Annotated in this window: 21 protein-coding genes; 9 read left to right on the top strand and 12 right to left on the bottom strand. The window is 58.5% G+C overall.

Annotated elements, in window-relative coordinates:
• Nucleotides 1–58 precede the first annotated feature (58 nt).
• The 6 genes from AKG12_RS22395 to AKG12_RS22375 all read right to left on the bottom strand — a co-directional run bounded on the left by AKG12_RS22395 (nucleotide 59) and on the right by AKG12_RS22375 (nucleotide 4406).
• A complete protein-coding gene (locus tag AKG12_RS22395; RefSeq protein WP_052820470.1) occupies nucleotides 59–343 on the bottom strand; it encodes a copper-binding protein in 285 nt (94 codons plus the stop codon).
• A gap of 21 nt (nucleotides 344–364) precedes the next feature.
• Nucleotides 365–844: a cupredoxin domain-containing protein gene (locus tag AKG12_RS22390; protein ID WP_052820469.1), complete on the bottom strand. Its 480-nt coding sequence runs from the start codon at nucleotides 842–844 to the stop codon at nucleotides 365–367.
• A 32-nt stretch (nucleotides 845–876) separates the two neighbouring features.
• Entirely contained in the window at nucleotides 877–2226 is a 1350-nt protein-coding gene (locus tag AKG12_RS22385) for a multicopper oxidase family protein (protein WP_052820468.1), read from the bottom strand.
• A 14-nt stretch (nucleotides 2227–2240) separates the two neighbouring features.
• A complete protein-coding gene (locus AKG12_RS22380; protein ID WP_052820467.1) occupies nucleotides 2241–3704 on the bottom strand; it encodes a TolC family protein in 1464 nt (487 codons plus the stop codon).
• Entirely contained in the window at nucleotides 3701–3928 is a 228-nt protein-coding gene (locus tag AKG12_RS29600; protein ID WP_082179015.1) for a hypothetical protein, read from the bottom strand. The genes AKG12_RS22380 and AKG12_RS29600 overlap by 4 nt, the downstream gene beginning before the upstream one ends.
• A 91-nt stretch (nucleotides 3929–4019) precedes the next feature.
• Nucleotides 4020–4406: a hypothetical protein gene (locus AKG12_RS22375; protein ID WP_137088088.1), complete on the bottom strand. Its 387-nt coding sequence runs from the start codon at nucleotides 4404–4406 to the stop codon at nucleotides 4020–4022.
• A gap of 638 nt (nucleotides 4407–5044) precedes the next feature.
• On the opposite strand from AKG12_RS22375, the gene AKG12_RS22370 reads away from it, so the two are divergent.
• A complete protein-coding gene (locus AKG12_RS22370) occupies nucleotides 5045–5473 on the top strand; it encodes a DUF305 domain-containing protein (protein WP_052820465.1) in 429 nt (142 codons plus the stop codon).
• A 327-nt stretch (nucleotides 5474–5800) separates the two neighbouring features.
• Here the strand turns inward: AKG12_RS22370 and AKG12_RS22365 are convergent, their stop codons facing one another.
• On the bottom strand, nucleotides 5801–7888 hold the full coding sequence (locus AKG12_RS22365) for a copper-transporting P-type ATPase (RefSeq protein ID WP_052820464.1): 2088 nt from the start codon (nucleotides 7886–7888) through the stop codon (nucleotides 5801–5803).
• 810 nt (nucleotides 7889–8698) lie between these two features.
• Between AKG12_RS22365 and AKG12_RS22360 the strand changes: the two genes are divergently transcribed.
• Nucleotides 8699–9271, top strand: a complete 573-nt coding sequence (locus AKG12_RS22360) for a cytochrome c (RefSeq protein ID WP_052820463.1) — start codon at nucleotides 8699–8701, stop codon at nucleotides 9269–9271.
• Here AKG12_RS22360 and cueR read toward each other — a convergent pair whose 3' ends face one another.
• From cueR to AKG12_RS22345, 3 genes are all read right to left on the bottom strand, one after another.
• Entirely contained in the window at nucleotides 9272–9712 is a 441-nt protein-coding gene (cueR, locus tag AKG12_RS22355; protein WP_052820462.1) for a Cu(I)-responsive transcriptional regulator, read from the bottom strand. It lies immediately after the preceding gene.
• 15 nt (nucleotides 9713–9727) lie between these two features.
• A complete protein-coding gene (locus AKG12_RS22350) occupies nucleotides 9728–12208 on the bottom strand; it encodes a heavy metal translocating P-type ATPase (protein ID WP_052820461.1) in 2481 nt (826 codons plus the stop codon).
• 68 nt (nucleotides 12209–12276) lie between these two features.
• Nucleotides 12277–12804: a Crp/Fnr family transcriptional regulator gene (locus AKG12_RS22345; protein ID WP_285277781.1), complete on the bottom strand. Its 528-nt coding sequence runs from the start codon at nucleotides 12802–12804 to the stop codon at nucleotides 12277–12279.
• A gap of 34 nt (nucleotides 12805–12838) precedes the next feature.
• Between AKG12_RS22345 and AKG12_RS22340 the strand changes: the two genes are divergently transcribed.
• Nucleotides 12839–13438, top strand: a complete 600-nt coding sequence (locus tag AKG12_RS22340) for a hypothetical protein (RefSeq protein ID WP_318527770.1) — start codon at nucleotides 12839–12841, stop codon at nucleotides 13436–13438.
• 40 nt (nucleotides 13439–13478) lie between these two features.
• On the opposite strand, the gene AKG12_RS22335 is transcribed toward AKG12_RS22340, so the two are convergent.
• Nucleotides 13479–13682, bottom strand: coding sequence for a heavy-metal-associated domain-containing protein (locus tag AKG12_RS22335; RefSeq protein ID WP_052820460.1), 204 nt, complete (start codon nucleotides 13680–13682; stop codon nucleotides 13479–13481).
• A gap of 116 nt (nucleotides 13683–13798) precedes the next feature.
• Nucleotides 13799–14995 (bottom strand): MFS transporter, encoded by a 1197-nt coding sequence (locus AKG12_RS22330; protein WP_052820459.1) that lies wholly within the window; start codon nucleotides 14993–14995, stop codon nucleotides 13799–13801.
• An 81-nt stretch (nucleotides 14996–15076) separates the two neighbouring features.
• Between AKG12_RS22330 and AKG12_RS22325 the strand changes: the two genes are divergently transcribed.
• From AKG12_RS22325 to AKG12_RS22300, 6 genes are all read left to right on the top strand, one after another.
• Nucleotides 15077–15757: an ArsR/SmtB family transcription factor gene (locus AKG12_RS22325; RefSeq protein WP_052820458.1), complete on the top strand. Its 681-nt coding sequence runs from the start codon at nucleotides 15077–15079 to the stop codon at nucleotides 15755–15757.
• A gap of 155 nt (nucleotides 15758–15912) precedes the next feature.
• The gene (locus tag AKG12_RS22320) at nucleotides 15913–16287 is read left to right on the top strand and encodes a hypothetical protein (protein WP_052820457.1); all 375 of its coding nucleotides are present in this window, start codon (nucleotides 15913–15915) and stop codon (nucleotides 16285–16287) included.
• 124 nt (nucleotides 16288–16411) lie between these two features.
• Entirely contained in the window at nucleotides 16412–16816 is a 405-nt protein-coding gene (locus AKG12_RS22315; protein ID WP_052820456.1) for a FixH family protein, read from the top strand.
• On the top strand, nucleotides 16813–18234 hold the full coding sequence (locus tag AKG12_RS22310) for an efflux RND transporter periplasmic adaptor subunit (RefSeq protein WP_082179002.1): 1422 nt from the start codon (nucleotides 16813–16815) through the stop codon (nucleotides 18232–18234). The genes AKG12_RS22315 and AKG12_RS22310 overlap by 4 nt, the downstream gene beginning before the upstream one ends.
• Entirely contained in the window at nucleotides 18231–21392 is a 3162-nt protein-coding gene (locus AKG12_RS22305; RefSeq protein ID WP_052820455.1) for an efflux RND transporter permease subunit, read from the top strand. The genes AKG12_RS22310 and AKG12_RS22305 overlap by 4 nt, the downstream gene beginning before the upstream one ends.
• 14 nt (nucleotides 21393–21406) lie before the next feature.
• Nucleotides 21407–21862 (top strand): DUF411 domain-containing protein, encoded by a 456-nt coding sequence (locus AKG12_RS22300; RefSeq protein WP_052820454.1) that lies wholly within the window; start codon nucleotides 21407–21409, stop codon nucleotides 21860–21862.
• The last annotated feature ends 509 nt before the right edge of the window (nucleotides 21863–22371 follow it).

Here is a 22371-nt window from a genome sequence, read left to right as displayed (position 1 = left end):
TCGATCCGGAGAGTGAGGTCGGACGGGCCGAGCGTCTGGAAGGCTCGGCCCGATCGCTTTATTTAATTTCCGTGACGGTCAGTTTGCCTTCAACGCGCTCGGCGACGAACTCGATATTTGCGCCCTGCTTCAGTTTTTCGAGCATGGCGTCGTCCTTGACGCGGAATACCATGGTCATGGCGGGCATCTCGAGGGATTTGAGTTCCTCGTGGATGAGAGTGACCTTTTTCGCCTTGGCGTCGATCTTCTTGACGGTGCCCTTGGTGAATTCGGCGGCGAACGCACCGGAGGCGAGAGCGACTGCGAGAAGGGCTATCGAGGCGAATTTGATGATGGATTTCATGTCATGTCTCCTTGCGTTGGATTATTTCTTGGCCACGGTCACGTCGCCATGCATTCCGGCGTCATAGTGACCCGGTACGAGGCAGGCGATCTTGAAGGTGCCGTCGTTGGTGAACTTCCAGATGATCTCGCCGGACTTGCCGGGTTCCAGACGGACAGCGTTCGGGTCGTCATGTTCCATCTCAGGGAACTTCTCCATCACGGCCTTGTGCTCCATGACCTTGTCCTCCTGGTCGAGAACAAACTCGTGGTCGAGTTCTCCAGCGTTCTTGATGGCGAATACAACCGTCTGGCCCTTGCGAACCTTGAAGGTGTTCGGCGTAAAGATCATCTTGCCGTCGTCGGTCTCCTTCATGGAGATGCGAATGGTCTGGGTGGCCTGGGCCTTCTTGCCAGGTTCACCGACAGCCATGGCAGCGTCATGGCCGCCTTCGTGGGAGCCTGCGGCAAAGGCGGGAGTTGCGAGCGCCACGAGAAACAGTGCGATCATTGCAGTTTTCATGATGTATTCCTTTGTTTGGTTGGGAGAGTAGATCAGCCGTTCTTCACTGGTTTTGGCGTGATCTGGGTTTTGGCATCCTTGGCCTTGGTTGTGTCGGGCAGCTCGCCCGTCCACTCCCAGGCCTGCGTGCCGGGTGGGTTGTCGTACCAGCCGGGATCGGTGTAATCGTCGGCCGCCATGCCCTCGCGAACCTTCACGACGGAGAACATGCCGCCCATCTCGATGGGACCGTGCGGCCCCCATCCGGTCATCATCGGAACGGTATTCTCCGGAATTTCCATTTCCATCTCACCCATGTCTGCCATGCCAGCGGTGCCCATCGGCATGTATTCGGGTTGGATTTTCCTGATCTTTTCGGTGACGGATTTTTTGTCGACGCCAATGAAGGTGGGCACGTCGTGGCCCATAGCGTTCATCGTGTGGTGCGACTTGTGGCAATGGATCGCCCAGTCGCCCGGATATTTGGCGTCGAATTCATAGGCGCGCATCGCGCCGACGGGTATGTCGATACTGACCTCCGGCCAGCGGGCTTCGGGCCGCACCCAGCCGCCGTCTGTACACGTGACCTCGAAGTCGTAGCCGTGCATGTGGATCGGATGGTTGGTCATCGTCAGATTGCCGACACGGACCCGCACCCTGTCGTCCTTTGAGACGACCAGCGGACTGATCCCCGGAAAGATGCGGCTGTTCCAGGCCCAGAGATTGAAGTCCGTCATCTCCATGACGCGCGGGACATAGGTGCCCGGATCGATGTCGTAGCCGCTGAGCAGAAACACGAAGTCCCGGTCGACCGGCATGAACTTTTCGTCCTTGGGATGGATGACGAAGAAGCCCATCATGCCCATCGCCATTTGCACCATCTCGTCCGAATGCGGGTGGTACATAAAGGTGCCGGACTTCACGAGATCGAACTCGTAGACGAAGGTCTTGCCGACGGGGATGTGCGGTTGCGACAGCCCGCCGACGCCGTCCATGCCGGACGGCAGGATCATGCCGTGCCAGTGGACGGTGGTGTGCTCCGGCAGCTTGTTCGTGACGAAAATGCGGACCCGGTCGCCTTCGACCGCCTCGATGGTTGGTCCTGGCGACTGGCCGTTGTAGCCCCAGAGATGGGCTGTCATGCCTTCGGCCATCTCGCGTTCCACGGGCTCGGCGACAAGATGGAATTCCTTGACGCCGTTGTTCATGCGATGGGGAAGGGTCCAGCCGTTGAGGGTGACGACCGGGGTGTAGTCCGGCCCAGACGATGGACGAACTGGCGTCTGTGTTTCGGCGGTTTCCATGATAGCCGCTTCAGGAAGGCCCATGTTGGAGGTCTTCGCCCAGGCGGCCGTTGAAACGAGGGCTGCGCCTGCGCCTAGCATCTGTCTTCTGTTGAACATATCTTTGTCCTTTCTCAGTGACCGCCGCCGCCGCTTTCGGCAGCAGCTGCGACTTCCGTTCCCGCACCCGCTGCCCCCGCGCCGCCGCCGTAGATGGCAGGCGCGAGATTGGCTTCGGCCAACCAGAAATCGCGTTTTGCATTGACGGCAAGAAGGGTCGAATTGACCTTTTCCCGGCTGTCGGCGAGCAGTTCGAACGTGTTGGTGATCATGCCGTTATATGTGAGCAAGGATTCCTCCTCGATCTTGGTGCGCAGCGGAACGACGCTGTTGCGATAGTGACGTGCAATGTCGTAGTTCGCGCGGTAGGCCTGATAGGCAGAGCGGGCTTCCGAACGGATGTTAACTGCTTTTTCTGCAAGAAGGTTTGCCGCCCGCATGTAGGCCAACTCGCCCTTTCGCATTCGTGCCTTGCCGCTGTCGAAGATGGGGATCACGAATTCCAGATCGACCTTTCCTGTGACTTCGGAATCGATTTTGTCACCTTCACTGGTGCGCTCGCTCTCAAATCCAGACAAAAGATTGAGATCGGTCACGTACCGTGTCGCTTCCGTCAACTTGTAGGATTTCGCGGTGGTGGCGAGGTCAAGCTTAGCCATTTGAAGATCGACCCGACGTTGCAAAGCCTCGGCTTCGATGAGGTCTCGTTTGACAAGGCCCTTGGGAAGCTGGGGTAGACGGTTCGGGATCTGGTAGTCGATGTCCGAGCCCCAAAGTCCCATGAGGCGCGTCAATTCTTCCTTTGCCAGGCGAGCTTCGAGTCTTGCCTTAGCGGTCTGGCCTGCCAGTTCAGCATAGAAAACATATTCACGAGCCTGGCCGCCCTTCGTCATGGAGCCTGTTTCGCCAAGCTTCTTGGCCAATTCCGAGGCTGCGTCTGCGGCGGCTTGTGCCTGGTTGAGCTGGGTAACCGTTTCCCAGGAGGAGACGGCGGTAATCCAAGCGCGCCGGGTTTCCGTCGCCAGCTGAAGTGTCCGGACGGCCGCCGCGAGCTGTGCCTTTCGGAATCCGGCGTCGGCGATCTCAATATTCCGCTTGCGGGTAGCGAGTGCCACGATGTTAGCGACGATCGCGCCTTCTATGGCTTTGTAGGCTTCGAGACCGGGCGTACCGATTCCAGTTAGCCCGATACCGACGGTCGGGTTAACCATCATGGTGGACTGCCACGCCTCGGCCGAGGAGTCTCCGAGATCGGCATAGGCCGCCTGCAGACCCTTGTTATTGAGGAGGGCTATCTGCACCGCCGTCTCGACGTCGACGTTCTTTTTGGTGAGGAGCGTCTTTACCCGGCTGGAGACTATCTGCGCGTCTTGGAGGTTCTGCACCCAGACAGTTTCTTTCCCTGTTGCCTCGGCTGTCTTGTTCGCAACATTGGAAAACCCGGCGGTCGCCGCGGAGTATTCCACAGAGGATACGCATCCCCCGAGAACGAGAGGAAGTGCGACAGTCACGGCACATTTGAGAGTGAAAAACCTCATGACGCACCTCCGTCCGGAGCCTGCGCGTCATTTTGATTGCGCCACGGTTTGGGATCGACCGGGACGCGGTGTGTGTAGCCCGCAACAGGGCTATGATAGTGGACGGGGCGAACATCGACCGGGAGGTCGGCAAGGTCGCCCGAAGCAATGACTTCAGGAGGCAACGTGGCAGCACAACCGCTCGCGAAAAGCGGCAAGGCAGCCACCAGAATTTTGAGGTTCATGGTGTAATCCGAATAGGAGGTGTCATCGGCGCAACGAGCCAATCATGCTCGTAGACGCACGTTCAAACCCGCAAGGACGGGTTGAGCCTATTCAGATGTTCGGTGGGCGATGAAGGGTCGGGATTTCGCCGAACGAGTGCCGATCGTCAATGAATTCGTGGACAAACGAAACCACAGGGCCGTTTAGCGTGTCCGTGTTTCCGACAATTGCGAAACTTACACAGAAGTCGCTACAACAGTCCTGCTTTACGACTTTTGATGCAGCGTCATCGGCAGAAACTTTACCGTGATGATCGTACTCGCCCATTTGAGCGTCGGTATGGTCCATGCTCTCCGCCATAACCGTCGTAGCAGTGAGTGCCTGGCCGTGCATGGCTGCTGTGGCAGTCGACAGAGAGTACCCGGCCAGTGATACAACGATCACCAGTCTGATCAGAATCAGCAATTTCTTGCATGTGATTCGATACATCGCGCCCATTTTTCAACAGCTACCTTTTGCGGAGCAAAAGTTCAATAGAACAAATATGTCAGGAAATTCACGTCGTTTATGTGGCGATGATTTTTACCTGATTTAACTTTAAGGGTTCCAACGCTTGTAAGGTCAAGGGCCGCAGCGATTGCTCGGACATTATATCTGGCCGTTGCCGCATGGATCGTGACGGGGAACCTATTCAGAGCTCGGGTGTTACACGAGGTCATACACCGGGCATCAGAGTCGGTTTCAATCGTAAGCCCAGGGGAAACTTATCAATGTGCGGTCGCAACGTAATAGACGTAACGTGTCGAGTTCTTGCGATAATTCTCATGCTGTCCAATATCCATGGAATGGCGGTAGCGGCCCGCTCATCTGCCGATCCCTGCCCCACGATTACTTCATCGTCTTCCAATCGCTATTCCGAAGGTTCTATAGGACGCGCTTGCTGTTCCAGCATGGCTTGCTGTCCCATCGCAACGCTGGGCGACGTGTTTGTCGCTCCGGATAGACCGAAGATTGCGGTGTCGGTTGCTGTCGAACAACCAGGCAAGTCCCTCTCTCTGCAGCCGGACTATCCCCCTCCAAAGCTCCTGGACTGAGTGGACGATCTACGAAAACGAATCCAATCAGGAGATCTGTAAATGAAAACTTTCGTACGAATTTCGCTCGCCGCTGCAGGCGCGTTGTCATTGCTCACGATAATGCCAGCCACCTCTTTTGCGGAGATGGCCTATCCGGATAAATGCAAGTCAGGGATGGACATGTCAAAAATGGGCATGATGTCTGGCGATATGGGCATGGGAGACATGATGACGGACGAGCAGAAGGCGTCAATGGAAGGCATGAAGTCGATGCACATGAACATGATGCAGGGCATGATGCAAAAGGACGCCGACGTCGCATTCGTCTGCGGGATGATCGCCCATCACATGGGCGCGATCAATATGTCTGAGGTCGAGCTGAAATATGGTGACAACGAATGGGCCAAAATGACCGCTCAGAAGATCATCGATGCGCAGACCAAGGAAATTGCGGAGATGACCGAATGGCTCGACAAGGAAGCGAAGTAGGAACGCGATACCTTGTATCTCCGCCGCAAACCGGCCTTTTCCGTAGCCTGTATGCAAAGGATTGCGCACGTGTCGACGGTATAGAAGTGTTTAACAAACGCGCTACATAGTGTCTGGGGGGATTGGCTCAACGTCACTCCCCCCAGACTCCCAGTTCTTGTCGGATCAAATGTAGACAGCACGCGGCCACCTATTATGCTGAAATTATCTCATTGTCCTCGAGATTATAGTCCAAGGCGCAATGAACGAATTGAAGGCTTCAAGCGACTGAGACAGTGTGTATGTGCTAAAACGCGTGGCGCGTAAGAGTTCAGGAATAATCCCATTTCATAGTCGAACGCGCTTCAGTCTAAGCGCGTTGCCAATGACGCTGACTGACGAAAGTCCCATGGCTGACGCTGCTATGATGGGCGACAGCAAAAGCCCGAATGACGGATACAGAACGCCCGCGGCAATGGGTACGCCGGCCGCGTTGTATATGAAGGCGAAAAAGAGGTTCTGCCTGATATTGCTCATGGTCGCGTGGCTAAGTTCGCGAGCCCGCACAATTCCCTGAAGGTCGCCCTTCAGCAGTGTGACGCCCGCACTCTCAATCGCAACATCCGTGCCGGTTCCCATAGCAATTCCGACATCTGCAGCAGCCAGGGCGGGGGCGTCGTTTACCCCATCTCCGGCCATGGCGACGATCCGTCCTTCTTCCCGCAAACGCTTGACGATCTTGCTCTTGTCTTCCGGCAAGATTTCGGCCTCGACCTCCGTGATCCCGAGTTTTTGCGCGACCGCGTTGGCCGTCGTCTTGTTATCGCCGGTCAGCATGACAACCCGCACGCCTGCTTTTAGCAAAGCTTGAACCGCATCCGGAGTTGTTCCTTTAATCGGGTCTGAGATCGCCAGAAGGCCTCCAACACGGCCGTCTACTGCGACGAAGATAACTGTTGCGCCTTCGCCCCTCATTATTTCCGCCTGGCTGGTAAGGGCAGAGACATCGATATGATTTTCCTCCATGATACGGTGGCTGCCAATAATGAGCCCTCGTCCATCGACACTTCCCGTGACCCCTTTGCCAACCGGGCTATCGAAGTCTTCCGCGACCCCGAGAACCAGCTTCCGTTCTGTCGCCGCGTTAACAATGGCAGTTGCCAGTGGATGCTCGCTCGCCCGCTCCAGTGTTGCCGCCAGGCGCAGCAGTTCGGATTCTGTGAACCCGTTTATCGCGGCCATCGATGTTACCTTGGGTTTACCCTCGGTCAGGGTTCCGGTCTTGTCGACCACCAACGTGTCGACTTTCTCGAAACGCTCCAAGGCTTCGGCATTCTTGATCAGGACACCAAGACCTGCACCCCGGCCGACGCCAACCATGATTGACATTGGGGTCGCAAGGCCCAATGCGCAGGGACATGCGATGATGAGCACCGCGACGGCAGCTACAAGACCGTGAGCAAAGCGCGGTTCTGGACCCCATATCATCCATACTGCAAACGCCGCGATGGCAATCCCGATCACCACGGGAACGAACCAACCGGATACTTGGTCAGCCAGGCGCTGAATGGGCGCCCGCGAGCGCTGGGCGTCCGCAACCATGCGGACGATCTGGGCCAGCATGGTGTCGTGACCGACTTTTCCCGCCTCCATGACGAAGCCACCGGTCTGGTTCATCGTGCCGCCGATCAGCTTTGCACCGACCTCTTTGGTGACGGGCATCGATTCGCCTGTGATCATCGATTCATCGACCGAACTGCGACCTTCGATAAGGCTGCCATCGACCGGTACCTTTTCACCGGGGCGAACCCGAAGCCGATCCCCGACGACAACCATTTCCAGGCCAATGTCCTCATCGACACCATCGCGGATGCGGCGTGCTATCTTAGGCGCAAGGTCAAGAAGTGCACGAATGGCACCACCGGTCTGTTCACGGGCTTGCAGCTCCAGCACTTGTCCAAGTAGTACCAGTACCGTGATGACGGCTGCAGCTTCGAAATAAATGGCGACTGACCCGTCTGCGGATCGGAACGTGGTGGGAAACAGACCAGATGCAAGGGTTGCAACGACGCTGTAAGTCCATGAAACACCCGTCCCCATCGCGATCAACGTGAACATGTTGAGGCGCATCGTGACGAGAGACTTCCATGCTCGCTCGAAGAATGGAAAGCCTGCCCACAGGACGACAGGCGTAGCAAGAACAAGCTGAATCCAGTTCGAATACTGGGCACCAAGCACCATGTGGAGATTGGTGAGGTGGCCACCCATCTCCAGCATGAACACAGGCACGGACAGTACGAGCCCGATCCAGAAGCGGCGTCTCATATCGAGATATTCGGCGCTTGGCCCGGTTTCTGCTGTAACCACTTCCGGTTCCAGTGTCATCCCGCAGATTGGGCAGTTCCCGGGTCCTATCTGCCTTACCTGCGGATGCATAGGACATGTGTAAATCACGCCCTCCGTCTGATCGTCGACCGGATTTTTTCAGCTTTCAGCGAGGTCTGAGCATCGTGCTCGTGAGGATGGTGGTGGTGACCTCTATGGTCCTTTTGATCGTCCATTGAATTGAACTCCGTGTTGGTTCGTTTAGCCCGGGGGGGGTCCCAGGCTCGCCCAAGACTTCGAAAGGAATGCGGTACGGCGCTGTCGGCACGCGCCACGAAAATGGTCTCCGTGCGGGTATCGCAGGCAACCAAAATTCACCCCATCGTCGAGCGGAATTGGTCAAAAGATCGATCAGGGAGGACCGAGGCGAGGCCGAAAGCTGAGGCTACTAACAGATCGCTGAGGATCAAGGTATCGCTGAGCGCCTGAATCCAGGCGAAAATTGGCAGGGCTCGAAGCCGGAAGAATGGCGTTGCACAGGCTACATTCGGTTTTGCAACAGGGCGTCTGCTCGATACCATGGCGATCACCTCGCCCAGCTACGTCGTCCATGGACGCTTTGACATGTGCGACTTGACGCAAGTGACTATCGCATGTTTCCGGAGCGGCCTTGGCCATCGGAGCGACGAGGACCATAATTGCGACCAAAACGGCCAGCAATTCTCTCGCGTGTCTCCCAATGGTTCGGTTTAAGGCGATCATGTTTCGCTTGGACCCATTTATCGTATTCTTGCAAAGTGCGGTGCGATTGCAGTCGGTGCGTTGACCTCAATCAAACGCGGACGTTTTACCCGGGGTCCGGTCCAATCTGCTGGACGGTCAAAACCGGGAGGCACAGCCTTGCAGAAACTGGAGTGTAGCATGAGGATGAGTGCGAGCGTGGCGAAACTTGCAGCTGTTATGCTTCCGATAGCCGTATTCGCCATCGTGCTGCCTATAGCCGCGGTCCAAACCGCCGCGTCCGAAAGCGTTATCCAGAGACAGGAAGGCATGAAGGCGATGGCAAATGCCGCCAAGACCATCAACGCCATGTTCAAGGCTACGTCTCCCTACGAGGCCAAAACGTTCAAAGCGGCCGCAGAGACCATTCGCGGCCACTCGGGAGCTGCCATGTCCGCGCTGTTCGACGGTCCCGTCACCAAGGCTGGCTCAAAAGCCAGCCCGAGCATCGAGACCGAGCGCCAACAGTTTGACAAGTTGGCAGACGATCTTCGCATCTATGCATCCGCGCTGTCTGTGGCCGCTGATCGAAATCCGCATACTCTCGGGCCCGAAACGCGGATGCAGGGAGGTGAGGCCATGATGGGCGGACCCCTGGCCAAGATGATCGATGCCGCGCGAGAAGTGGAATCGATCCCCGCCGAGCATTCATTTCATCTGATGCTTCAAACGTGCACATCGTGCCATGCTCGGTTTCGTGTTGAGGCGGACTAATCAGACAACGTTTGCCAAGCCGAACTTGGACGGCACGCCTGGACCATTACCAAGCGTTTCAGCGAATCCTTCGATGATCGGGCAGTCCGGACGCTCATCGCCGTGGCAATGGCTGGCCAGATGCTTCAACGTCTTTGTCATCGCGGCAATCGCCGCAGCCTTGCGCTCGAGTTCCGCGATGTGTTCAAGCGCGATCGCCTTGACGTCGGAACTTGCGCGCGAACGGTCCCGCCATAGGGCCAGCAGCGTCTTCATCTGCTCGACGGAAAACCCGAGATCACGGGCACGGCGGATGAATTGCAGTGTGTGGACGTCTTTCTCGCCATAGGTTCGGTAGCTCGACTCGGTCCGATGCGCAGGCGTGATCAATTTGATCTGCTCGTAGTAGCGGATCATTTTCGTCGATACGCCCGAAGCCCTGGATGCTTCACCGATGTTCATCGTGGTTTCCTTCCATCAAACGGTTTTGAAGCGCCGCAGACGCAGCGCGTTGGCCAGCACGAAGACGCTCGATAGCCCCATCGCGCCAGCGGCGAGGATCGGTGAAAGAAGCGTGCCGTAGACCGGATAAAGCACGCCCGCGGCTACCGGAACGAGGCTGACGTTGTAGGCGAAGGCCCAGAACAGGTTCTGCCGGATGTTGCGGATTGTTGCCTTGCTGATGGCGATCGCCCGCGGCACCCCATTAAGATCACCCGACATTAACACGACATCGGCGCTCTCGATGGCGATGTCGGTTCCGGTTCCCACAGCAAGACCGATGTCAGCTTCCGTTAGGGCAGGCGCGTCATTGATGCCGTCACCAATGAACGCCACCTTGCGCCCGCCACTCCGCAGTTTGCGAACCGCCTCGACTTTGCCGTCCGGCAGCACTTCGGCGATGACCTCGTCGATGCCGAGCTGGCGGGCGATGGCCTGGGCCGTGCGCTTATTGTCGCCCGTAATCATCGCGACTTTGAGACCGAGGCCATGCAGGGTCTTGATGGCTTGTGGCGTCGTGTCCTTTAATGGGTCGGCCACCGCGATGATCGCGGCCAGTCTGCCATCAATGGCGGCATAGAGCGGTGACTTGCCGGCATCGCCCAAGTTGGCTGCTTGGTCGGTGAAAGACGAGACATCGATTCCGTTCTTGGTCATGGATCGGTCGGCGCCGACCAGCACTGTCCGGCCGTCGATCCGACCGTTTACACCGTAGCCGGGAGAAGCCTCGAAATCGGTAATGTCGGAGAGTGAAAGGCCGTCGGCCTTCGCTGCTGCGACGATGGCTTCGGCGATCGGGTGTTCGGACTGCGTCTCCAGGCTGGCCACGAGCCGCAGCGTTTCGGCGCGGTCGAAGCCATCGCTGACAACGAAGTCTGTCAATTCCGGTTTGCCCTTCGTCAATGTGCCAGTCTTGTCCAATGCTACGACGACGACGTCGCGCAGGGTCTGAAGTGCTTCGCCCTTGCGAAAGAGGATACCGAGTTCGGCCGCGCGCCCAGTTCCCACCATGATGGACGTCGGAGTCGCAAGGCCCATGGCGCAAGGGCAGGCGATGATCAGCACGGCGACGGCGTTGATCAGAGCAAAGGTGAGTGCCGGTGAGGGGCCAAACAGTAGCCAAGCCAGGAAAGTGAGGGCAGCGGCAGCAATGACAGCCGGGACAAACCATCCCGTAATCCGGTCGACGAGCGCCTGGATCGGCAGCTTTGAGCCCTGCGCGGCCTCGACCATCTTTACGATTTGGGCGAGAAGCGTATCCGCACCGATCTTCGTCGCCTCGAACGTGAAGGACCCCGTTTTGTTGACCGTGCCGCCAACGACATCGTCGCCAGCGGACTTCTTCACCGGAACCGGTTCGCCGGTGATCATGGACTCGTCCACGTAAGAACCGCCTTCGGTGACGCGACCATCGACCGGGACTTTCTCGCCGGGGCGGATGCGCACGATGTCGCCCAGGACCACGTCTCCGATTTCGATCTCGACGAAATCTTCGCCTCGCTTGACATGCACGGTCTTCGCCTGAAGGCCGATGAGGTGCTTGATCGCCTGACTGGTCTTGCCTTTGGCGCGCGCCTCAAGGTAGCGGCCGAGCAGGATCAGCGTGACGATAACGGCGGCCGCCTCGTAGTAGACGTTGGCGGTGCCGGAGGGCAGGACCGTCGGGAGAAACGTAGCGACTACCGAATAGCCCCAGGCGGCCGAGGTGCCGAGCACGACCAGCGAATTCATGTCGGGTGTCCAGCGGAGCAGGTTTGGAATACCCTTTCTAAAAAAGCGGAGGCCAGGTCCGAACAGGACAACGGTGGCGAGCACGAACTGGATGACAAGGTTGTTTTCCATACCGATGTTCGCCATGATCCAGTCATGAACGACCGGGATGAAATGCGATCCCATCTCAAGGACGAACAGAGGGAGCGTCAGCGCGGCCGACAAGGCGAGGGACATCTTCAAGCCCTTAGCCTCGCGGTTACGGCGAGACTCGTTATCGTCTGTGGGGCTGTCTGCTGCGATACGGCGCACCCCATAGCCTGCGGCAAGCACGGAGTTCTCCAGAGCGGAGGTCGGCGTTCCGGATACAATGCGGACGGTCACCATCTCGGTCGCCAGATTGACCGTTGCTTGCCTCACACCCGGAACAGAGTTCAGGGCCTTTTCGACGCGGGACACGCACGAGGCACAGGTCATTCCCTCGATGCCGAATTCGCGGGTTTCAAGTTTGGGTTCGTAGCCAGCCTTCTCGATAGCCTGGAGGACGGCTTCGGTTGTCACCACCTCATTGTACGTGATGGTTGCGCGCTCAGTGGCGAGGTTGACGGTGGCTGATGCGACTCCCGGAACAGCTGCGATGGCCGCTTCGACCCGCACCACGCAGGACGCGCAGCTCATGCCTTCAATTCCGAAATCGGTCGGAACGGGCAGGGATTTGGAAGTTTCGATCTTCGGCATGGCAGTCATTGGGCGATCCTTTCGCTTAACTGCTCATATAGGTAGTCCTTCCAATGATGGGAAGGTCAAGGGCGGTTCTAAGGAAATTTCCGTCCTACGTTTGTGTTGACCTCGTTGCGCCGCCGAGCGACCTCCCGGTATAAAGCCTCTGGCGATGCCCCGATATCATCGGCCAATTGTTTCCACGCGCCTTTTGCAGGAAGAGCGCCGTCGTTCCAGACGAGCCATGCCTCCAGCTTTGCCTTGACGGTCTTCAACGACATGATTTCTGCGCGCTTTCGGGTCGCCTGAAGCTCGCGTGCGAGGTAGGCAGCCCAGACGATGACGAAAGACCTGTCGGCCTCAAGCAGCCTTTTGACATGGACAACGGGAACCAGGAATACCGTTGTGGGCGACACCGCCAAGCCGTCGCAATGGTAGGTGTCCGAATAGACCGATGCCTCGGCGAGAATTTTATCCTCGGTGGCTCTTTGAAGCACTGCCGTTGCTCCGTCGGGCTGATGGCGAACAAGATGAACCGTCCCCGCCCTGACGATGTGCAGCACGTGCACAGGGTCTCCCTGTAGGAAGAGAAACGCGCCTGCATCGATGGTCTTTTCGGACATCGAGATCGAAGCGAGCCGATAAATGAGATCAGACATGATCGCTATCATGTCACGTCTCGGCGAGAAGGTTCAACGTTTTTCCGGCAACTGTCTGGGAGATCAGCCAATGAAACTGCCTGTATTGCTCGCATTGAGCATCCTGCTGTCGACAGCCGTTGGCGCACAAGACGCCCATCACGACCACAAGTCCGCCTATGCAGGGGAAGAGGCAAGGCCGATCAAGAGCCTGTCCGACGAGGACATCTCTGAACTACGCCGCGGAGGTGGTTGGGGCTTTGCTAAGGCTGCCGAACTCAATGGAATGCCGGGCCCCTCTCATGTCTTGAAAATGGCGGAACAAATAGTACTCGACGACGATCAGAAAAGCCGCGTTCGCATCGTATTCGAAGACATGCAGCGCAAAGCGATCGTGGAAGGTGCGCGCTACATTTCGTTAGAAGAAGACCTTGAAGCGAGGTTCCGCAAACGAGACGTCTCGGCGAGAGAACTGAACGCGGACCTCGCCGAGATCGAGGAAAGTCGCGCACGGCTGCGATTTGTCCACCTGTCGGCGCATCTGATGCTGCTCGACATTTTGACTGTGCCCCAGATCGACACCTACAACAGGTTGCGCGGCTATAAAGAGGCCAAATAACGGCCGCCCCGAAGGAAGCAGCGGCGGCCGTTATGGCATGTTAACGTCTGGCGTAAGACACCGGATATCCGGCGTGCTCGATCGCCCGGCCGATGACGGCCGGGTCCAGCGTCGTTTCGACGGTCGCCTTCCTGGAAGCAAGGTCAACGGTCGCAACAGCAGCCGGATCGGCGGCCATGATGGCCTTTTCGACGGTGCCTTTGCAGTGGCCGCAGGTCATGTTCTGGATTTCGAACTCATACATCTTGATGTCTCCTTTCGAGGTGGTTGCCTTGATATGGGGCTTCCAACGATGGGAGGGTCAAGTGTGCGATTGCCGTTTTTATCGGCGTACCGGTTTGCAGTCCGTGAGTGCGAACTCTACTTTGTCACGGCTGCCTGCGAACGCTGCCGATGGACGCCGAACCAGGCGATTGTGCCCGCCGCAACCGCAAGCCAAGGCAGAAGAAGCAGGTTCAGCGTTTGCCATCCGAACGATTGCAACAGCGCGCCCGCACCCAGGGAGCAGGCCAGTCCGACTGCGAAGATCGTCATGTCATTGGTCGCCTGGGCGCGCCCCTTTTCAGCGGGGCCATAGGTGGATGTGAGCAGGGTCGTTCCGCCGATGTAGAGGAAGTTCCAACCGATCCCCAGGAAAACGAGCGCACCCGCGAACGACCCGAAGCCCGTACCTGTCAACGTCATCACCACATGCGCCACAAACAGTCCGACACCCGCGAACATGATGCGGACGACACCGAAACGCGCGATGAGCGACCCCGTGAAAAAGGACGGCAGAAACATGCCGAGGACATGGAGCTGGATAACCGTCGCTGCCGCAGCCAAGCCGTGATTGTGATGCACCATGGCGATAGGCGTGGCCGTCATTGCAAGGATCATGATGCCGTAGCCCGTCGCTGCGCCGAACAAAGCCACCAAATATGCAGGCTGTGAGACGATCGTCCGCCAAGGTCTGGCATCTTCCTGTTCGGATATGCTCGGTCGGGACTGCGGCATCCGCAGCCCCAGCAAGACGCTCGCGCCGATGAGTGAAACGACGGCGAGCAGAAGGAACGATCCGACGTAAAGCGGCTCCAGCAGCGGCCCACCGAAACGGCCGAGCATCGGGCCTGCCAGCGCCGCGACAATGCCGCCGCCGAGCACAAGCGAGATCGCCCTTGGGCGGAAGGCGTCAGAGGCAACCTCGCTCGCCGCGAACCTGTAGAACTGGGCGAAGGCCTGATATGCGCCAACCAGGAACGTCCCCATGCAGAGGATCAACAAGGAGCCGTGCCAAATGCCCAGTGCAGCAACCAGTCCTCCTGCCGCTCCAGCCAATGCACCAGCAACGAACCCGACGCGCCGCCCAACCTTCGACATCCAGATCGAGGCGGGGAACGTGGCGGCTGCCGTACCGAGGAACATGGCCGCGATCGGCATCGTGGCATATTCAGGCGACGAAGCGATCTGGCCCCCTGCTAGACCGCCGACGGTCATGACGAGGACAGACGCGGTCTGGAATAGCGCCTGCGCGCTTGCAAGGATGAGGACCTGCCGATGCATGTTCCTGTCAGTCATCCAATTCCACCCCTTCTTGACAATCGCGATTATTTATTCAATTATTTCATTGAATGTTTAAATGAAGCCGGAGTGTTGTCAATGGCGTCTGCAAAGAGCCTGATATTCGCGGAACTGGCAGAGATAGCCGGTACAATCGGGCATCCCCTTCGCCTAGAGTTGATCGAGCAAGTTTCGCAAGGGGAGCGGTCGGTGGAGCGATTGTCGGTGTTGATCGGACAGTCGATGGCCAACACGTCCCAACATCTCAAGCACCTCCGGCGCTCGGGGTTTGTCCAGTCGCGCAGAGACGGGAAGCGCGTTCTCTACCGCCTCGGCGATGGTCCAGTGGTTCCGTTGTTGACCGCCCTCAGGCATTACGCCGAGCACAGTCGAGCGGCAGTACGTGACATCGTCTCCGACTACTTGCATCGTCTGGATCGGCTGGAACCGATCTCCCGCGAAGACCTTGTTGCCAGGTTGCGTGAAGACAACATCACTGTTCTGGATGTCCGACCTAAGGAGGAGTTTGACCTCGGACGCATTCCCGGCGCGGTCAACGTCCCCCTTGACGAGATTGAGAAACGCCTGAGCGAACTACCCCTCGAAACTGAGATTGTCGCCTACTGCCGTGGGCCATACTGCGTTCTTTCCTTCGAGGCCGTGGCGACGCTTCGGGAAAAGGGATATCGCGTCCGCCGCCTCGAGGATGGTTTTCCGGAATGGTTAGACGCAGGATTGTCGGTGGAGTATAAAATTCCGGTCCCTCCATCGCCGATGTAACCTTTTGCCGGATCGTAGAACATCATGATTGGAAACAGCGGGTTACTGATTGGACCCCATCGCACCGCTTTTCAAGCGATCGCTCGGATAAGGCATGATCGCATATTTTCGTGAGACCTCTTTCCTGCACGGCGGTGGCATGCCAAACTGATATCATGAGTTTCATAAAGGTCATCCATCGGCTGCTGGTCGTGACCGCCATGCTCGGGATCATCGTCGGTCCCATCAGCATCGGGGCGGCTGACAGCGTCATGGCGTCTTCGGGACCTGCTGCAATGGACGAGATGTCCGGCATGGACATGTCAGGCGACATGCCATGCTGTCCCGACGAAACACCGATCAAGCCCGACTGCGGCAGCAAGTCATGTCCTCTAACCCTGGTGTGCACGACGGTCATCGTCGGCCAATCGGCACCCCAATACGGATGGTCCCTCAACCCTGGCTGGGTAGCCCATAGGTTTCTGATCCCACCTCATGCCGAACTGGCATCCTTGCTGGTCGATCCTCCGGCGCGACCTCCCAAAGCCTGATCCCAAGTCATCGAAGCACGTCGTCGTTTCCGCAAGAGCGCAGTTCTGCGTCAATGCGAAGCTGACAGCGATCCATTTTGACTGAGGACGCGGTGATGAACCCGTCCGGATGAGACATTGAACCATGAAACAGATCACCTTGGACGCGAGGATCGCGCTCCTCGCCAGCGCACTGCTGTTCAGCACCGCCACGGCTTCCTTCGCCGGAGCGCAGGACTACGAATTCCAGGCCGTCCAGACCGCGATCAAGCAGGGGCCGGGTTCGACCGTGTCGATACGGCTGGTCGATAAGCGAACGGGCAAGACTGTCCCCGACGCCGTCATCTTCACGACGCGGATGGACATGGCTCCCGATGGCATGGAGACGATGACCACGACGGTGGAGTCAATTACTTCCGAGGAGCCGGGCGTATACGCTTTCACGACGAACCTTTCCATGGAAGGCGGATGGCGTTTCCAGGTCGCCGCCAAGGTTCAAGGTGAGCCTGAAACGGTCAAAGGCGAAGTCGTCCTGAAGGCAATCCCGTGAGCGTCTCACGCATCATTGCCACGCTCTCCCTCGCCGCAGTTGTCGGCGGGGGAGGCTATTGGGCCGGGAAAAACGATGTCGGTGCACTCCTGCGGCGTTTCGTCGATCCCCACGGTATGGCCATAAAGACGGAGCCGTGGCGCGAAGGAACGGGAGCGGTGATTTATTACCGACACCCGGACGGGTTGGCTGAGTATTCCGCCAAGCTGAAAAACACCGACGACGGGCGGCCGTTCGCGCCCGTCCGGGCAAGCGAAGATATCAGCTTCGGCGCGACCGGCGCGGTCGCGCCTGACATGGCATCCGTCTCACTCAAACGTAAAGTCTTGTACTACCGCAACCCCATGGGTCTTCCCGACACCTCCAAGGTTCCGAAGAAGGATTCAATGGGGATGGACTATCTCCCCGTCTACGACGGCGACGTCAGCGATAGTTCAACGGTGAAGGTCCCTCTCGGTAAACTTCAGCGGACGGGAGTGAAGACCGCGCTGGCCGAAAATACAACTGTCAGCCGGAAAATAAGGGTGCCTGGAACCGTCACGCTCGACGAGCGCATGGTCAGTATCGTCTCGATGCGGGCAGACGCATTCGTCGAAGAGGTCGCGGACGTCACGACGGGCGACAGGATCATCAAGGGCGAGGACCTCTTCCACTTTTATTCGAAGGAGATCGCCACCGCCGGAGCGGAATATGCAGCGGAGATGCGCAATGGGACAAAGTCCACCCCTGACTCCGGCGCGGCACTTCGTTTGAAAAATCTGGGTGTGCCCACGGCAACGATCACCAGCATCGCGATTGACCGAAAAGTACCCCAAAGTATCGCCTACACATCGCCGCGCGACGGTGTCGTATTGGAGCGCATGGCCGTGAGCGGCATGATGGCCGAGGCTGGCGACATTCTCTTCCGCATCGCCGACATCTCGAAGGTCTGGGTGATCGCCGACGTCCCCGAATACGAGCTTGGCGCCGTCCGTATGGGAGCCGCTGTCTCCGTCACCGTTCGCAATATGCCCGGCACGATGTTCAACGGAACGGTCGACCTCATTTATCCGGAGGTCCAGATGAAGACACGGACCACAAAGGTCAGGATAGAGCTTCCGAACCCGGACGGGCAGCTACTGTCCAACATGTACGCAGAGGTCGAGATCGAAGCAGGAGCGGGAAATCCGGTCGTCGCCGTCCCCAACAGTTCTGTGATCGATACAGGCGACCGCCAGATTGTGTTTCTCGACAAGGGCGAGGGCAGGTTTGAGCCATTGGATGTCGGGCTGGGCGTGCGAGGCGAAGACATGACGGAGATTACACAAGGTATCGCTGCGGGAGATCGCGTGGTTGTTTCCGCCAACTTCCTTCTGGATGCCGAAAGCAACCTGAATGCTGCCTTGAGCGCTCTGATGGCGGGCGAGGTCAAACCATGATTGCCAACGTCATCGCCTGGTCGGCCCGTAACCTTGTCCTGATCTTTGTCGGTGCGGCGCTGTCCATCGCGGGTGGAATCTATGCACTTCGTACGCTGCCCCTTGATGCGATCCCCGATCTCTCCGACGTTCAGGTCATCGTGTTCACTGACTATCCTGGACAGGCTCCGCAGGTCGTCGAGGACCAGGTCACCTATCCGCTGACGACCTCCATGCTGACCGTGCCGAAGTCGAAGGTCGTGCGTGGCTTCTCGTTCTTCGGCGTGTCGTTCGTCTATGTAATCTTCGAGGACGGGACCGATCCCTACTGGGCGCGCAGCCGCGTGCTCGAATATCTGAACGCGGCCGCAAGCCGCCTGCCAGACGGCGTGTCGCCGAGTCTTGGCCCAGATGCTACAGGCGTGGGCTGGGTCTACCAGTATGCCGTCGTCGCCAAGGAACTGTCGCTGGCTGAACTTCGGTCGCTTCAGGACTGGGTGGTGCGCTTCGCCGTCTCCAAGTCCGAAGGCGTGGCCGAGGTGGCCAGCGTCGGTGGCTTCGTAAAACAGTATTCTATTGTCGTCGATCCGGCCCGCCTGAAGGCGCAGAACGTTTCGCTGTCGGATATCGCCGACGCAGTCCGGTCCAGCAACCGCGACGTCGGCGGCCGCACAATCGAGCTTGCCGAGTTCGAGTTCATGGTTCGGGGCAAAGGCTACCTGCAGAGCATCAAGGACATCGAGAACATCGTCCTGAAAACGAATGCTGGCGTCCCTCTGCGTCTCTCGGACGTCGCAAGGGTCGAACTGGTGCCGGACGAACGCCGCGGGATTACCGAACTGAACGGCGAGGGCGAGGTCGCCAGCGGGATCGTCCTTCAGCGCGACGGAGCCAACGCGCTCACCGTCATCGAGAACGCCAAGGAAAGCCTGGCGGCTGTTCAAAGCAGTCTCCCGGCTGGCACCGAAATCCTGCCCGTCTATGATCGTTCAAAACTTATCGAAGCGGCGATCGAGACCCTTAAAACGACGCTGATCGAGGAATCGATCGTCGTCGCGCTGGTGACCATCGCCTTCCTTCTGCATGTCCGCAGCGCGCTTGTGGCCATCATCATGCTGCCAATCGGTATCCTAATGGCATTCATGGCGATGCGGGCGTTGGGCCTCGGCTCCAACATCATGAGCCTAGGCGGTATTGCCATCGCCATCGGCGCGATGATCGACGCGGCCATCGTCATGATCGAAAACGCCCACAAGCACCTGGAACGCGCGCCTCCGGACAAACCTCGAACCGAAGTCCTGATCGAAGCGGCAAGCGAGGTCGGTCCGGCGCTGTTCTTCAGCCTGCTGATCATCACCGTGTCGTTCCTGCCGATCTTCACCCTGGAATCACAGGAAGGCCGCCTGTTCGGGCCGCTCGCCTTCACCAAGACATTCGCGATGGCCGCGGCCGCGCTGCTGTCGATCACGCTTGTTCCGGCGCTGATGATCCTGTTCGTGCGGGGCCGGATCGTTCCGGAACACAAGAACCCACTCAACCGACTGCTGATCTGGATATACCGTCCGGTCATCACCGGCGTCTTGAAGGCCAAGAGCCTGACGATCCTGGCAGCCATCGTGATCCTTGGTGTGACCATGTGGCCTGTCCAGCACATTGGGAGCGAATTCATGCCTAGCCTCGACGAGGGCACGCTGATGTACATGCCGACAACGCTGCCTGGCCTGTCTGTGACGAAGGCCGCCGAGCTGATGCAGATGCAGGACCGGATTATCAAATCGTTCCCGGAAGTCGAAACGGTATTCGGCAAAGCGGGCAGGGCGCTGACGGCAACCGATCCGGCTCCGACCGAAATGTTCGAGACCATCATCACGTTGAAGCCGAAATCCGAATGGCGGGCGGGGGTCACGTCTGACAGCCTGAAGCAGGAAATGGACGCCGCCCTGCAGTTCCCCGGTGTCTCCAACGCCTGGACCATGCCCATCCGCGCCCGTATCGACATGCTCTCGACCGGGATCAGGACGCCCGTCGGCGTCAAGGTCTATGGCACCGACCTCAACGATGTGGAAAAGGTCGCGCGTGACATCGAGACCGTCCTCAAGGCGGTGCCTGGAACGTCGAGCGCCTATGCCGAACGGGTCATCGGCGGATATTACCTCGACATCATTCCCGATCGCATGGCTCTCGGACGCTACGGGCTTTCCATCGACGACGTCCAGGACGTGATCGGGATGGCTCTAGGCTCGGAGGTGGTGACGTCAACGGTAGAGGGTAGGGAGCGCTACGGGGTCGCCATCCGTTACCCACGAGCGTTCAGAAGCGATCCGCAATCCATTGCCCGCGATGTCCAGGTGTCATTGCCGGGAGGTGGCACGGTCCCGCTCGGCGAGGTCGCGGAGATCAAGCTCACCCGCGGTGCCACGACCATCCGGACGGAGAACGGCCAGCTCGCCGTCTACATCTTCGTCGATATCGCCAACCGCGACCTCGGTGGTTACGTGGCAGAAGCCCAGGCTGCCGTAGCGGCAAGCGTCGAGATGCCCGCTGGCTATTCCGTCGCTTGGAGCGGGCAATTCGAGTATCTCGAACGGGCGAAGGCTCGGCTGATGATCGTCGTCCCGCTGACGCTCGCCTTGATCTTTCTGCTGCTCTATCTGAACTTCAAGGCGTTGACCGAGACCTTCATCGTGATGCTGTCGTTACCGTTCGCTCTGGTCGGTGGCATCTGGATGATGTGGTGGCTTGAATTCAACGCGTCGGTCGCCGTCGCCGTTGGTTTCATCGCGCTCGCGGGAGTGGCGACCGAGACCGGGGTGATCATGCTCATCTATCTTGACCACGCGCTCAGGGACGAGCAGGCAAAGTGCGAGGCCGAAGGCAGGATATTCGGACGGGAAGACCTCAACAGGGCCATCATGTTCGGAGCTGTCGAGCGGGTGCGTCCCAAGATGATGACAGTCGTAGCGATCATGGCGGGCTTGGTGCCGATCCTCTGGAGTACGGGTGCGGGGTCGGAGATTATGCAACGGATCGCAGTACCAATGATTGGCGGCATGGTATCATCGACGCTGCTGACATTGGTCGTGATCCCCGCCGTCTACGGACTGGCCAAAGGCATCGGATTGAAGGCGGCGCACGAGGAGACACGTGTCACCGAGTCCTTTGCCGGACAATCGATTTGAGAAGGAGAAATTTGATGAAAAGAAGAGAATTCCTCTGCACCCTGGCCGCCATAGGAGCGCTTCCCGTCGCCGGATCGGCGCAGGCGACAGGCGAAAACATGCTCGTATACAAGGACCCCAACTGCGGTTGTTGCCATGCTTGGGCCGACGCTATGAAGAATGCCGGGTTTTCGGTGAAGACCGAAAACGTGTCCGACACCGCTGTCGTGAAGGAACGCTTTAAAGTCCCTGGCGACCTGCGGGGCTGCCACACCGCAGTCGTTGCCGGATACTACTTGGAGGGCCACGTTCCGCTGGAGGCGGTGATGAGACTGCTCGCGGAGAAGCCTGATATCGCGGGCCTCGCCGTGCCGGGCATGCCTTCAGGGTCGTTGGGAATGGGAGAAAGCCCCAGCGCTTCGTACGACGTCATGTCCATTAGCAAGTACGGCGCTAGCACACTCTACCAGGCGGTGAGGCCAAAGTTCTAGCCCGTAGGTGGGCATGACGTTCACGCTGCGGTCCTTACGGGTGCCACAAAGGCCCGTGTCGGCTCGTCGCAGTAGCTCGTGGCTGCGGTTGGGGTGATCAGTGCGCTCGCCTTCTTTCGCATCCAGCTCATGGTTAAGCCTCCGCTTGCAAGACCAGAGACGGTAGCAGACAACGTCTGATCAGATCTTCATCCGGACCTTCCGCAGCTATTTTCATCCTCAACGCCTCTAGCCTTGTGGTCAGTTCGCCGCCACCGAGGACCTTCCATCATCCGTGCACGCGTTCTCAGCAGGGCAGATAGCTCCGCAGCCGGCGTGCGACCACGACGTCATCGTCAACCAGTCAGCCAATCACGCGGTCGCACTGCGAGCCGCTCGAAGCATCGAATGCGCGCGGGTGTGGACCGGCTGTCCAGTGATGACGTTGAAAAGGGGGCTCCGTGGGCATTTCTACATTAATACACGCTAAGGGAATTTGAAGTTGTTTGGATTGAAGCGGTTAGCCCGGA

Source organism: Agrobacterium sp. SUL3, from assembly GCF_001263295.1.
Taxonomy (GTDB): Bacteria; Pseudomonadota; Alphaproteobacteria; order Rhizobiales; family Rhizobiaceae; genus Agrobacterium; species Agrobacterium tomkonis.
This window is presented reverse-complemented; position numbering and strand designations above follow the sequence as displayed.

Bases quoted from the DNA above. Each gene is read 5' to 3' on its own strand.
- AKG12_RS22395 (WP_052820470.1), bottom strand. From the start codon at position 343: ATGAAATCCATCATCAAATTCGCCTCGATAGCCCTTCTCGCAGTCGCT.
- AKG12_RS22390 (WP_052820469.1), bottom strand. From the start codon at position 844: ATGAAAACTGCAATGATCGCACTGTTTCTCGTGGCGCTCGCAACTCCC.
- AKG12_RS22385 (WP_052820468.1), bottom strand. From the start codon at position 2,226: ATGTTCAACAGAAGACAGATGCTAGGCGCAGGCGCAGCCCTCGTTTCA.
- AKG12_RS22380 (WP_052820467.1), bottom strand. From the start codon at position 3,704: ATGAGGTTTTTCACTCTCAAATGTGCCGTGACTGTCGCACTTCCTCTC.
- AKG12_RS29600 (WP_082179015.1), bottom strand. From the start codon at position 3,928: ATGAACCTCAAAATTCTGGTGGCTGCCTTGCCGCTTTTCGCGAGCGGT.
- AKG12_RS22375 (WP_137088088.1), bottom strand. From the start codon at position 4,406: ATGGGCGCGATGTATCGAATCACATGCAAGAAATTGCTGATTCTGATC.
- AKG12_RS22370 (WP_052820465.1), top strand. From the start codon at position 5,045: ATGAAAACTTTCGTACGAATTTCGCTCGCCGCTGCAGGCGCGTTGTCA.
- AKG12_RS22365 (WP_052820464.1), bottom strand. From the start codon at position 7,888: ATGCATCCGCAGGTAAGGCAGATAGGACCCGGGAACTGCCCAATCTGC.
- AKG12_RS22360 (WP_052820463.1), top strand. From the start codon at position 8,699: ATGAGGATGAGTGCGAGCGTGGCGAAACTTGCAGCTGTTATGCTTCCG.
- cueR (WP_052820462.1), bottom strand. From the start codon at position 9,712: ATGAACATCGGTGAAGCATCCAGGGCTTCGGGCGTATCGACGAAAATG.
- AKG12_RS22350 (WP_052820461.1), bottom strand. From the start codon at position 12,208: ATGACTGCCATGCCGAAGATCGAAACTTCCAAATCCCTGCCCGTTCCG.
- AKG12_RS22345 (WP_285277781.1), bottom strand. From the start codon at position 12,804: ATGTCCGAAAAGACCATCGATGCAGGCGCGTTTCTCTTCCTACAGGGA.
- AKG12_RS22340 (WP_318527770.1), top strand. From the start codon at position 12,839: ATGATCGCTATCATGTCACGTCTCGGCGAGAAGGTTCAACGTTTTTCC.
- AKG12_RS22335 (WP_052820460.1), bottom strand. From the start codon at position 13,682: ATGTATGAGTTCGAAATCCAGAACATGACCTGCGGCCACTGCAAAGGC.
- AKG12_RS22330 (WP_052820459.1), bottom strand. From the start codon at position 14,995: ATGACTGACAGGAACATGCATCGGCAGGTCCTCATCCTTGCAAGCGCG.
- AKG12_RS22325 (WP_052820458.1), top strand. From the start codon at position 15,077: ATGGCGTCTGCAAAGAGCCTGATATTCGCGGAACTGGCAGAGATAGCC.
- AKG12_RS22320 (WP_052820457.1), top strand. From the start codon at position 15,913: ATGAGTTTCATAAAGGTCATCCATCGGCTGCTGGTCGTGACCGCCATG.
- AKG12_RS22315 (WP_052820456.1), top strand. From the start codon at position 16,412: ATGAAACAGATCACCTTGGACGCGAGGATCGCGCTCCTCGCCAGCGCA.
- AKG12_RS22305 (WP_052820455.1), top strand. From the start codon at position 18,231: ATGATTGCCAACGTCATCGCCTGGTCGGCCCGTAACCTTGTCCTGATC.
- AKG12_RS22300 (WP_052820454.1), top strand. From the start codon at position 21,407: ATGAAAAGAAGAGAATTCCTCTGCACCCTGGCCGCCATAGGAGCGCTT.